This window comes from Lysobacter sp. BMK333-48F3 (assembly GCF_019733395.1).
GTDB lineage: Bacteria > Pseudomonadota > Gammaproteobacteria > Xanthomonadales > Xanthomonadaceae > Lysobacter.
On the sequence record NZ_JAIHOO010000001.1, the window covers coordinates 1,976,844 to 1,989,650 of the forward strand.

The 12,807-nt window shown below is 70.6% G+C and carries 7 protein-coding genes; all 7 read left to right on the forward strand.

The window, feature by feature from the left end; genetic code table 11:
- Positions 1-65 precede the first annotated feature (65 nt).
- Positions 66-5,414, forward strand: a complete 5,349-nt coding sequence (locus K4L06_RS08355; protein WP_221670962.1) for a DNA repair ATPase — start codon at positions 66-68, stop codon at positions 5,412-5,414.
- 9 nt (positions 5,415-5,423) lie between these two features.
- The gene (locus tag K4L06_RS08360) at positions 5,424-6,131 is read left to right on the forward strand and encodes a phospholipase D-like domain-containing protein (protein WP_221670963.1); all 708 of its coding nucleotides are present in this window, start codon (positions 5,424-5,426) and stop codon (positions 6,129-6,131) included.
- 147 nt (positions 6,132-6,278) lie between these two features.
- A complete protein-coding gene (locus K4L06_RS08365; protein WP_221670964.1) occupies positions 6,279-7,181 on the forward strand; it encodes an alpha/beta fold hydrolase in 903 nt (300 codons plus the stop codon).
- Positions 7,182-7,185: 4 nt separating this feature from the next.
- Positions 7,186-8,856 carry an olefin beta-lactone synthetase gene (gene oleC, locus K4L06_RS08370; RefSeq protein ID WP_221670965.1) on the forward strand — a complete coding sequence of 557 codons (1,671 nt, stop codon included), beginning with the start codon at positions 7,186-7,188 and terminating at the stop codon, positions 8,854-8,856.
- Positions 8,857-9,281: 425 nt separating this feature from the next.
- Entirely contained in the window at positions 9,282-10,289 is a 1,008-nt protein-coding gene (gene oleD, locus K4L06_RS08375) for a 2-alkyl-3-oxoalkanoate reductase (RefSeq protein ID WP_221670966.1), read from the forward strand.
- A gap of 34 nt (positions 10,290-10,323) precedes the next feature.
- Complete coding sequence (locus K4L06_RS08380) at positions 10,324-10,983, forward strand: SCP2 sterol-binding domain-containing protein (protein WP_221670967.1); 660 nt, start codon at positions 10,324-10,326, stop codon at positions 10,981-10,983.
- Complete coding sequence (gene ubiB, locus K4L06_RS08385) at positions 10,980-12,650, forward strand: ubiquinone biosynthesis regulatory protein kinase UbiB (RefSeq protein WP_221670968.1); 1,671 nt, start codon at positions 10,980-10,982, stop codon at positions 12,648-12,650. The genes K4L06_RS08380 and ubiB overlap by 4 nt, the downstream gene beginning before the upstream one ends.
- The last annotated feature ends 157 nt before the right edge of the window (positions 12,651-12,807 follow it).

The following is a 12,807-nucleotide window of genomic DNA, read 5'->3' on the forward strand; positions in this document are numbered from 1 at the left end:
CCGCCCGGCGGCGCATCGGTGTGACGCCGGCCGCGCGCGGCCGGCCGGATCGTTAGGACGGACAGATGGCGGACACTCAAGCGGCTGCGACAGCGGCCAAGGGCGAGGGCAACTCGGCGGTCGACCAGGCGGTCGCCCAGGGCGGCGCGTACGAGGTGCTGAGCAAGCGCCTGGCCGAACAGGGCCAGCGCCTGCGCGGCGTCGCCCAGGACTTGAACCGGCGCCGCCTGGAGGAGTTCGGCAGCAGCCAGATGGAGGCGATCGGCCGCTTCCGCATCCGCACCGAGCACAACTGCGTCGCCCGCGACATCGTCCAGGTCGGCGACTGCCTGCTGTTCGGCTACAACGTGTTCATGGGGTTGAAGAAGGAGACCACGGTCGCCGACGTGTTCTGCCTGTACAAGCTGGTGCAGGGCGCGGAGGGGTACGACGTCACCCCGGTCGAGCTCAAGGGCAGCTTCCTCGGCAACGACAGTTTCGCCAACGACTTCCGCGAGCTCTACGCCTACTACAAGCACACCCGGCTGATCCAGCTGATCGTGCGCGACGGCAAGCTGCTGGCCGCGTTCCAGATCGGCGAGCGGATCACCGACCTGCGCGTGTTCCGCTGGTCGGTCTCGCCCGACGGCGAGGTGCGCTACATCGACAACCGCGGCGAGCGCGACATCGCCCTGCCGGCGCCGTACGACTTCGAGTGGATCCGCGCGACCCGCGAGCAGGTGGTCAACGGCCGCCACCCGCACCTGAACATCCTCGACAGCGTGTTCGTCGAGACCGTCAACGGCGACCTGACCATCAAGGTCGAGAACAACACCGAAGACGGCCAGGGCATCTACCGCGAGCCGGTCGCCGACAAGACCCAGTCGCTGGACGACGCTCAGGTCGACTACGCCCGGGTCGGCAGCCTGATCCTGCTCAAGATCCTGCCCTACCGCGAGGAGCAGTGGCGCTACCTGGTGTTCAACACCCTCAGCCGAAAGGTGGTGCGGCTGGACGAGATCGGCCTGGCCTGCATCCAACTGCCGGAAGACCACGGCATCATCTTCCCCGGCGGCTACTACCTGCAGAACGGCGAACACAAGCGGTTCGAGCAGCCGATGCAGGGCATGCGCTACAAGCGCAACATCCGCTCGCCCAACGGCGAAGACGTGCTGTACCTGTTCTACGAGCCCGAGCAGGGCCGCACCGCGATGTTCACCTACAACCTGATCGAGCGGCGCCTGCAGACGCCGATCTTCGGCCACGGCTATGCGCGCCTGGAAGACGGGCGGATGGTGATCTTCGCCACCGAAAGCGACGAGCCGACCCGGGTCCACCCGATGCAGGTCTGGCAGACGCCGTACGCCAGCGACGAGTACGCGGCGCGGCAGCCGGCCGGCAACAGCTTCATGGGCAAGATCGGCAACGCCGAGCTGGTGCGCGGGGTGTCCGAGCTGGTCAGCCTGAGCCGCGAGATCGAGGCCGGCGAGGTTTCGGCGCAGCGCTACGGCCTGCTGGCGCAGAACACCCGGCGCCTGTTCGACGCCTATCACTGGCTAGCCGAGCCGGACTGCGGCGAACTGGCGCCGCTGCTGCGCGAGATCGCCGCCACCGCCGAATCGGTGTTGGACGAGTACGAGAAAGTCGAGAGCATCCGCGCCCAGTCCGAGCGCGCGATGAGCGAGGCGCAGGCCCGGCAGAAGGCCTTGCTGGACAGCCTGCAGCCGGAGAACTGGGAGCAGGTGCAGGCCTTCGTCGATGCGCTCAACGGCCTGACCGCGCAGCGCGGCCACTTGCTGACCATCCGCGAGTACCGCTATATCGACGTAGCGGCGATCGACGCGATGGAGCAGGCCCTGGTCGCCGCGCACGAGCGCATCGGCGCGGCCACCGGCGCCTTCCTGGCCGGCGACAAGGCCCTGGCGCCGATGAGCGAGCGGCTCAAGACGCTCGACGCGCAGGCGCAGGCCGCGACCACGGCGGCGCAGTTGGCCGAGCCGGCGGCGCAGATGCAGGCGATGTCGGCCGACCTGGACATGCTGTCGGGCCTGATGGCCACGCTCAAGGTCGAGGACGCCACCCAGCGCACCCGCGTGGTCGAGGCGATCTCGGAGATCTACGCCCGCCTCAACCAGGCCAAGGCACGCGCCGACCAGCGCCGCAAGCAGCTCGGCTCGGCCGAATCGGTGGCCCAGTTCGGCGCGCAGTTCAGCCTGTTCGGGCAGAGCGTGGCCAGCGCCCTGGCCCTGGCCCAGGATCCGGAGAAGGCCGACGAGCAACTGTCGCGCCTGCTGGTGCAGTTGGAGGAGCTGGAAAGCCAGTTCGGCGAGCACGAGAACTTCCTCGGCGACATCCTGGCCAAGCGCGAGGAGTTGCTGGAGACCTTCGAGGCGCACAAGCAGACCCTGCTCGACGACCGCCAGCGCAAGGCGCAGGCGGTGATGGACGCGGCCGCGCGCATCCTCGAAGGCCTGAGCCGGCGCACCGCGCGCTTCGCCGACGCCGACGAGCTCAATGCCTTCTTCGCCGGCGACGCGCTGATCCTCAAGCTGCGCGAGCTGGCCGAGCGCCTGCGCGCGCTCAAGGACAGCGTCAAGGCCGACGACGTCGAAGCCAGGCTCAAGGGCGCGCGCGACCAGGCGGTGCGCGCGCTGCGCGACCGCAGCGAGTTGTTCGAAGCCGGCGGCGACGTGATCAAGCTCGGCCCGCGCCACCGCTTCAGCGTCAACACCCAGGAACTGGACCTGACCCTGATGCCGCGCGGCGAGGCGCTGCACCTGCACCTGACCGGCACCGACTTCTTCGAGCCGATCGCCGATGCCGAGCTGGACGCGGCGCGCGCCTACTGGGGTGTATCGCTGGATTCCGAATCGCCGCAGCTGTATCGCGGCGAGTACCTGGCCGGTCTGGCGATCGAGGCCGCCCAGGCCCAGCGCGAAGGGCTCAGCCTGGACCTGCTGCGCCAGCAGCTGGCCCAGCCCGAGGCGCTGGCCAAGACCCTGCGCGACTTCGCCGCGCCGCGTTACCGCGAGGGCTACGAGAAGGGCATCCACGACCACGACGCGGCGTTGATCCTGCAGGCGCTGCTGCCGCTGCGCGACAGCGCCGGCCGGCTGGCCTATGCGCCGGCGGCGCGCGCCTGGGCGATGCTGTTCTGGTCGCAGGCCGGTCGGGCGGAGGCGCCGCAACAGTGGCCGCAGCGCGCCCGCACCGCCGCCGACGTCGAGCGTCTGTTCGGCGCCGGCGAAGCGCTGCAGGCGCTGCGCGAGGAGATCGCCTTGGCGCTGCAGGCCTATGCCGAGACCCAGACCCTGGCCCTGGACCCGGCGCTGCACGCCAGCGCGGCCGAGTACCTGAGCCTGGAGCTGGCCGCCGAGCGGCCGCAGTTCGCGCTCAGCAAATACGCCCAGCAACTGGCCAACGCGCTGCGCGAGAAACTGGCCGCGGCGCGGATGTGGGACGGCTTCGCCGCCGCCCTGCAGGGACTGGAGCAGCGCCTGGGCGCGCGCTGGGCGCTGGCGATGCATTGGCTGGAGGCCTTGGCGCGCACGCCGGAACTGGCGCCGCTGGCGCCGTACGCGGCCGAGGCGGCGGCGCTGCTGTTGCTCGACGAGCGTTTCCCCAAGCAGTTCACCGAACTCGACCTGGGCGCGACCGTGCAGGGGCTGCTCGGCGAGCACCCGCGCATCCGCGAGGGCCGCATGGCGCTGGCGATCGACGATTGGTCGGCGCGCCTGCGCGAGCACCGCCAGCGTTTCCTGCCCGGCTTCCAGCGCTATCACGCCCTGCGCCAGCAGGTGGTCGCGCGCGAACGCGCGACGCTGCGCCTGGAGGAGTTCAAGCCGCGGCCGCTGAGCTCGTTCGTGCGCAACAAGCTGATCAACGACGTCTACCTGGGGGTGATCGGCGACAACCTGGCTAAGCAGATGGGCACGGTCGGCGAGAGCAAGCGCAGCGACCTGATGGGCCTGCTGATGATGATCTCGCCGCCGGGCTACGGAAAAACCACGTTGATGGAGTACGTGGCGCACCGGTTGGGGTTGATCTTCATGAAGGTCAACGGCCCCGCGCTCGGCCACGAGGTGTGCTCGCTCGACCCGGCCCAGGCGCCGGACGCGACCTCGCGCCAGGAGCTGGAGAAGCTCAACCTGGCGCTGGAGATGGGCAACAACGTGATGCTGTACGTCGACGACATCCAGCACACCCATCCCGAGTTCCTGCAGAAATTCATCTCGCTGTGCGACGGCACCCGCCGCATCGAAGGCGTGTGGAAGGGCCGCACCCGCACCTACGACATGCGCGGCAAGAAGTTCTGCGTGGTCATGGCCGGCAACCCGTACACCGAGTCCGGCGAGATGTTCAAGATTCCGGACATGCTGGCCAACCGCGCCGACATCTACAACCTCGGCGACGTGCTCGGCGGGATGGAGCAGGCCTTCCTGCTCAGCTACATCGAGAACAGCCTGACCAGCAACCCGGTGCTGGCGCCGCTGGCCACGCGCGAGATGGCCGACCTGTACCGCTTCGTCGCCAAGGCCGAGGGCGGCGCGTTCTCGGCCAACGAACTGAGCCACGCCTACAGCGGCGCGGAGATCAACGAGATCGTCGCCACCCTGGAACGGCTGATTGCGGTGCGCGACGTGGTCTACAAGGTCAACCAGCAGTACATCGCCAGCGCTGCGCAGGCCGACAAGTACCGCACCGAGCCGCCGTTCAAGCTGCAGGGCAGCTACCGCAACATGAACAAGCTGGCCGAGAAGATCTCGCCGGTGATGAATCCCGCCGAGCTGCAGCAGTTGATCGGCGATCATTATCTCGGCGAGGCGCAGCTGCTGACCTCGGGCGCGGAAGAGAACCTGCTCAAGCTCGGCGAGTTGCGCGGCGTGCTCGGCGAAGCCGAGGCCGCGCGCTGGACCCAGATCAAGCGCGACTTCCTGCGCAACAAGGCGATGGGCGCGGCCGACGACGACGTCGGCGGACGGGTGGTGGCGCAACTGGCCGATCTGGTCGAGAGCGTGCGCGGGCTGGATGCGGCGGCGCAGACCGCGGCCGCGCCGGCTGCAGCGCCCGAGCCGGCGCCCTGGCCGCAACTGCTGGCCGCGCTGGAGCGGCTGACCGCGGCGCAGGGCGAAGCGCGCGCCGCTGCGGCGCCGGCACCAGCCCAGGCGCCGCCGGCCGCCCAGCCCCTGGCCGAGCTGCTGCACGGTCTCGGCCCCTCGCTGCAACAGGCGCTGGACCCGCTGGTCGAGCGGCTGCAGGACAGCGGCGAGCGCCAGAGCCGGATCAACGAGGCCCTGGTCGAACTGTTCAAGCAGCTCGGCGAGCGCGAGATCCAGGACGCGCCGACCCGCGCGGCGATGACCGAACAACAGCGCGAGCTGCAGCGCGCGCTCAACGAATTCGCCGACCGGCTCAACGGCCGCGTGCCGCGCTGAGGACAGACCATGGATTTCGCCCGACTCGACCAGACCCTGCGCGACAGCATCGCCGACGCCCAGCTCGACAACGAAGAGAAGTTCGAACTGCGCGAACTCGGCGCCGGCCTGGCCGCCGACCGGGTGCGCTACCTGCGCAACCGCGCCTTCGACATGTCGCGCGAGCTCATGCTGGCCGAGCCGGCGCGCACGCTGGAGGCGTTGCGCTGGCTGGAGCAGGTGGTCAAGACTCTGGACGTGGTCGCGGCCGCGCCGGCGACCGTGTCCAGCGCCTACTTCGCCCCCGGCGACGCCTGCCTGCGCAAGCTGCGCGAGCTGTGCCGCGGCGCCAAGCGCAGCCTCGACATCTGCGTCTACACCATCTCCGACGACCGCCTGGCCGAGGAGATCGTCGCCTGCCACCGGCGCGGCATCGCGGTGCGGGTGCTCAGCGACAACGACAAGAAGTTCGACGAGGGCAGCGACGTGCTGCGCCTGCGCGAACTCGGCGTGCCGGTGCGGATCGACGACAGCCCGTTCCACATGCACCACAAGTTCGCCGTGTTCGACGGCCGGGTGCTGGCCAACGGCAGCTTCAACTGGACCCGCAGCGCCACCACCAGCAACGAAGAGAACCTGGTGGTGACCGACGACGCCAACCTGCTGCGCTGTTTCGCCGGGCAGTTCGATACCCTGTGGCGCAAGTTCGCCCCCGAGGCCGCGCTGGACCCGGCCTGAGCCTTCGGCAGGCCCGGCCGGGACGGTTTCCGGCGCGGAAAACCGCCGGCGGGGCGGGGAAAATTCCCCATCCGCCCGCGGCAGCCGATAATGGCGGCCCTGTCCGCCCAGGCCCGCGCCCGCCGCGCGCCGTCCACGAGCCGCTCAATGACGTCCAGCCGCAGTTTCCCCGACTACCCGTTCCAGCCGCAGCGCTTCGAAGTCCGTCCCGGGATCGCGATGAGCTATCTCGACGAGGGCCCGCGCGACGGCGAGGTCGTGGTGATGCTGCACGGCAATCCCTCGTGGAGCTATTACTGGCGCAAGCTGGTGCTGGGCCTGCGCGACCGCTATCGCTGCATCGTCCCCGACCACGTCGGCATGGGCCTGTCGGACAAGCCCGACGACCAGCGCTACGAGTACACCCTGCAGTCGCGGGTCGACGACGTCGAGCGCCTGCTCCAGCACCTGGGCGTGACCGGGCCGATGAGCCTGGCGGTGCACGACTGGGGCGGCGGCATCGGCTTCGGCTGGGGGCTCAAGCACGGCGAGCAGATCAAGCGGCTGATCGTCACCAACACCGGCGCCTTCCCGCTGCCGGCGGCCAAGCCGCTGCCCAAGCGCCTGCGCCTGGGCCGCGATTCGGCCCTGGGCACCGGCCTGATCCGCGGCCTCAACGCCTTCGCCGGCGGCGCCGCGCGCCTGGGCGTGGCCACGCCGATGCCGGCCGAGGTCCGCCGCGCCTACCTGGCTCCGTACGATTCCTGGGCCAACCGCATCGCCACCTCGCGCTTCGTCCAGGACATCCCGCTCGGCGAGGGCGACAAGGCCTGGCCGCTGGTGCAGGCGATGGCGGCCAAGCTGCCGCAGTACGCCGACCGTCCGGCTTTCATCGGTTGGGGTCTGCGCGACTTCGTGTTCGATCACCATTTCCTCAAGGGCTTCACCGACGCGCTGCCGCAGGCGCAGGTGCATGCCTTCGACGATGCCGGCCACTACGTGCTGGAAGACAAGGCGGCGCTGCTGGTGCCGGAAATGCGCGCCTTCCTCGATCGCCACCCGTTGAGCTGAGCCGATGGCCGCCGACGTCTCCGCCGCGCAAGGCGAACGCTGCAACATCGCTTCGGCCTTGCCGGCGCTGGCCGCGCAGTCGCCGGAACGCATCGCGATGCGTTGCCCCGGCACGCGCCGCGGCGACGGCCTGGCGGCCTACGACGTCGCCCTGAGCTATGGCGAGCTGGACCGGCGCAGCGACGCGATCGCCGCCGGCCTGGCCGCGCGCGGCATCGTCCGCGGCACCCGCACTGCGGTGATGGTGCGGCCGTCGCCGGAGTTCTTCCTGTTGATGTTCGCGCTGTTCAAGCTCGGCGCGGTGCCGGTGCTGATCGACCCGGGCATCGACAAGCGCGCGCTGCGCCAGTGCCTGGACGAGGCCGCGCCGGAGGCCTTCATCGGCATTCCGCTGGCGCACATCGCCCGGGTGGTGCTGGGCTGGGCCAAGTCGGCGCGGATCCGCATCACCACCGGCCGCTACGCCTGGCTGGCCGACGATACCCTGGCGCGGATCGAACGCGCCGGCGCCGGCGTGGCTTCGCAGTTGGCCGATACCCGCGCCGACGAAGTCGCCGCGGTGGTGTTCACCAGCGGCTCGACCGGCGTGCCCAAGGGCGTGGTGTTCCGGCACCGGCATTTCGTCGCCCAGATCGAAATGATGGGCGAGGCTTTCGGCCTGATGCCCGGCGGGGTCGATCTGCCGACCTTCCCGCCGTTCGCCCTGTTCGATCCGGCGTTGGGCCTGACCTCGATCATTCCCGACATGGACCCGACCCGGCCGGCCCAGGCCGACCCGGTCAAGCTGCTCGATGCGATCCAGCGCTTCGGCGTCGACCAGTTGTTCGGCTCGCCGGCGTTGATGGCGGTGCTGGCGCGCCACGGCCAGCCCCTGCCGGGGGTGAAGCGGGTGACCTCGGCCGGCGCGCCGGTGCCGCCGGACACGGTCGCCGCCTTGCGCGAGTTGTTGCCGCGCGATGCCCAGTTCTGGACCCCGTACGGCGCCACCGAATGCCTGCCGGTGGCGGTGATCGAAGGCCGCGAGCTGCAATCCACCCGCGCCGCCACCGAGCGCGGCGCCGGCACCTGCGTCGGCCGGCCGGTGCCGCGCAACGAGGTGCGGATCATCCGCATCGACGACGCGCCGATCGCGCAGTGGTCGGACGACTGGGTGCTGCCGGCCGGCACGGTCGGCGAAATCACCGTCGCCGGGCCGACCGCGACCGACAGCTATTTCCGCCGCGACGCCGCGACCGCGCTGGCCAAGATCCGCGAAGTCCGCGACGGCGCCGAGCGCATCGTCCATCGCATGGGCGATGTCGGCTATCTCGACCAAGAAGGGCGGTTGTGGTTCTGCGGGCGCAAGACCCATCGGGTCGAGACCGCGCAGGGCCCGCTGTACACCGAGCAGGTCGAGCCGGTGTTCAACACCCATCCCAAGGTGCGTCGCACCGCCTTGGTCGGCACCGGCGCGTTCGGCGCGCAGCAGCCATTGCTGTGGGTGGAACTGCACGATCCGCGCACGCCGGCGGCCCAGCGCGAACGCATCGTCGAGGAGCTGCGCGCGATCGGCGCGCAGTTCGCGCACACCGCCGGGATCGAGCGGATCCGTTTCCACCCCGGGTTTCCGGTCGATATCCGTCACAACGCCAAGATCGGCCGCGAGAAGCTCGCAGTGCAGGCGGCGCAGGGCTGAGGGTGGGGCTGCGTCGAAACGACGCAGGGGCGGTGGAGCGAGGCAAGGGCAAAGCAAGAGCAAAGCAAGAGCAAATCCCCCCTGGCCCCCCTCAACAAAGGGGGGAACCCGGTAGGCGGGGGCGATAGGGCTCGGGCGACACGACAGCGGCTTTTCAGCGACGCGGCAGCGATTTGCAGCCACGCAGCAGCGGTTTTGCTGTTGCCCCCTTTGACAAAGGGGGCGAACGGCCGCGCAGCGGACGTGGGGGATTTGCTGTTGCCGTTGCCGTTGCCGCAGCCGCAGCCGCAACCGCAACCGCAACCGCAGCCGCAGCCACAGCCGCGCAGCGTCCACGCCGCCGCCGGGTGCCAAGCCCGCGCACGCGGCCTATCATGCGCAAGTCCTTCCGCAGCCGTGCTGCGCTTTCACGGAACGTTTCGACGATGAAGATCCTGGTCACCGGCGGCGGCGGTTTTCTCGGCCAGGCCCTGTGCCGCGGCCTGGTCGCGCGCGGCCACGAGGTGGTCAGCTTCAACCGCGGCCGCTACCCGGCGCTGGACGCGCTCGGCGTGACCCAGCTGCAGGGCGACCTGGCCGATCGCGAGGCGGTGATCGCGGCCGCGCGCGGTTGCCAGGCGGTGTTCCACAACGCCGCCAAGGCCGGCGCCTGGGGCAGCTACCTGAGCTATCACCAGGCCAACGTGGTCGGCACCCAGAACGTGATCGACGCCTGCCGCGCGCACGGCATCGACCGGTTGGTCTACACCTCCACGCCCAGCGTGACCCACCGCGCGACCCATCCGGTCGAAGGCGGCACCGCCGAGACCGTGCCCTACGGCGAGGGCTTCAAGGCGGCGTATGCGACCACCAAGACCATCGCCGAGAAAGCGGTGCTGGCCGCCAACGGCCCCGACCTGGCCACCGTGGCGTTGCGTCCGCGCCTGATCTGGGGCGTCGGCGACAACCAGCTGCTGCCGCGCCTGGTCGAGCGCGCGCGCCAGGGCCGGCTGCGCTTCGTCGGCGGCGGCCACAACCGCATGGACACCACCTACATCGACAACGCCGCGCAGGCGCATTTCGACGCCTTCGACCACCTCGCCCCCGGCGCGGCCTGCGCCGGCAAGGCCTATTTCATCAGCAACGGCGATCCGCGCACGGTGCGCGAGACGGTCAACGGCCTGCTCGGCGCGGTCGGCGCGCCGCAGGTCGACAAGACCCTGCCGTTCCGCGCCGCCTATGCGATCGGCGCGGTCTGCGAAGCGCTATGGACGGTGCTGCCGCTGAAAGGCGAGCCGCCGATGACCCGGTTCCTGGCCGAGCAGCTGTCGACCGTGCACTGGTACGACATGGGCCCGGCACGGCGCGATTTCGGCTACGTGCCCCAGGTCGGCTTCGAAGAGGGCCTGGCGCGGGTGCGTGCGCACCATTTGGCGGCTTCGGGCCGGCCCTGACGGCCGCTTCGGGCGACCCGGCTAGAATGAGCGCATGACCGACTCCGCCTCGCCCCTGGATGCGCTCAAGCCCCTGGCCGGGCGCGCCCTCGAAGCCGCGCTGAACCGCGCGCTGGCGCTCGACCCCGATACCCGCGACGGCCTGCGCGCGCTCGACGGCCGCAGCATCGCCCTGCACCTGGCCTCGCCGCCGCTGGCGATGCGGATCCTGGTCGCCGGCGACCGGCTCGAAGTCGGCCCGGTACGCAGCAGCGACGAGCCCGATCTGGCGGTGCGCAGCACCCTCGGCGCGATCCTGTCGCAGCTGCCCAACCTGCTCGGCGCGGCGCGCAACGAGCGCGCGGCGCCGGTCGGCCAGTTGCGCATCGAGGGCGACGCCGACCTGGCGCGGCGCCTGCAGCGGCTGGCCGAGCGCTTCGATCCGGACTGGCGCCAGCCCTTCGCCGCCGCGTTCGGCGAGGTGCTCGGGGTGCAGATCGCCGACACCATCGCCGCGGCCTTGCGCCACGCTCGCGGCGCCGCCGGCGCGCTGGCCGGCAACCTCGCCGAGTACGTGACCGAGGAATCGCGCGACGTGGTGCCGCGCGACGAACTCAACGCCTTCCACGACGACGTCGACGCGGTGCGCGACGACGTCGAGCGCTTGGCCGCGCGCGTGGCGCGCCTGCGCGAACGCGCCGGGCGGGGCGCATGAGGTCGGCCGCCCGCGCCTGGCGGATCGGCCGCGTGCTGCTGCGCTATCGTCTCGATGCGCTGCTCGACGACACCCCGTTCGAGCGCTGGCTGAAGCTGGCGCGGCCGTTCGTGCCGCGCGCCTCGGCCGAGGTCGCGGCGATGTCGCGCGGCGCGCGCCTGCGCCTGGCGCTGCAGGAGCTGGGGCCGATCTTCGTCAAGTTCGGCCAGATCCTCTCCACCCGCCGCGACCTGGTGCCGCCGGACATCGCGATCGAGCTGGCCCTGCTGCAGGACCGGGTCGCGCCGTTCGACGGCGAGACCGCGCGCAAGATCGTCGAGGCCGCGCTGGAGCGGCGCATCGACGAGGCCTTCGATTCCTTCGAGATCGAGCCGCTGGCTTCGGCCTCGATCGCCCAGGTCCATGCCGCACGCCTGCACGGCGGGCGCGAGGTGGTGGTCAAGGTGCTGCGCCCCGACATCGAGGGCAAGATCGCCGGCGACATCGCCCTGCTCAAGGCGCTGGCCGCGCTGGTCGAGCGCGCCCATCCCAAGGCCGACAAGATCCGCCCGCGCGCGGTGGTGGCCGAGATCGAAAGCACCCTCGCCGCCGAGCTGGACCTGCAGCGCGAGGGCGCCAACGCCAGCGTGCTGCGCCGGTTCTGGGCCGACAGCGACGACATGTACGTGCCCGAGGTGATCTGGTCGCACACCAGCGAGCGCGCGCTGACCCTGGAGCGGGTGTACGGCATTCCTTCCGACGACATCGCCGCGCTCGACGCCGCCGGCATCGACCGCCGCGCCCTCGCCGCCAAGGGCGTGCGGGTGTTCTACACCCAGGTGTTCCGCGACAATTTCTTCCACGCCGACGCGCACGCCGGCAACATCTGGGTCGACAGCGATCCTTCGCGGCGCAGCAATCCGCGCTTCATCGCCCTGGACTTCGGCATCATGGGCCAGTTGTCGGACGAGGATCAGTACTACCTCGCCGAGAACTTCATGGCGATCTTCAACCGCGACTACCGGCGCATCGCCGAGCTGCACGTGCAGGCCGGCTGGATCCCGGCGCACATGCGCATCGACGAGCTCGAGGCGGCCACGCGCGCGGTGTGCGAGCCGTACTTCACCCGGCCGCTGAGCGAGATCTCGCTGGCCGAGGTGCTGGTCAAGCTGTTCCGCACCGCGCAGCGCTACGAGCTGACCTTGCAGCCGCAGCTGATCCTGCTGCAGAAGACCTTGCTCAACATCGAAGGCGTCGGCCGCCTGCTCGATCCCAAGCTCGACATCTGGGCGGTGGCGCGGCCGGTGCTGCAGCGCATCCTGCTGGACCGCTACAGCCCGCAACGGCTGGCCGGCGAGTTCCGCAAGCGCCTGCCCGAGCTGGTGACGCGCGCGCCGGAGATGCCGCGGCTGCTGCATGCCTGGCTGAGCCAGCAGGTGTTGGGCCAGCACGAGCTGAAGATGCGTTCGCAGGACATCACCGACCTCAACCGCAGCATCCAGGACGCGGTGCGGCGCACGGTTGCGGCGATCCTCGGCACCGGCCTGCTGATCGTGGCGGCGGTGCTGTACGGGATGGAATCGGGCGGACCGCGCTTCTGGTCGATCCCGGCGTCGTCGTGGATCGCCGGGCTCGGCGGTCTGTGGGCCTTGCTGGCGGCGTGGCCGCGGCGGCCGCGCAGCGGCTAGGGCGCGGGGCGGCAACGGCAACGGCGACAGCAACAGCAACAGCAACAGCAAATCCCCCCTGGCCCCCCTTTTTCAAAGGGGGGAACAGCAAGAGCGAGGCGAACGGTACTTGTGGGGTAGGAGCGGCGCGAGCCGCGAACGCGAGCCCGCACCTGGC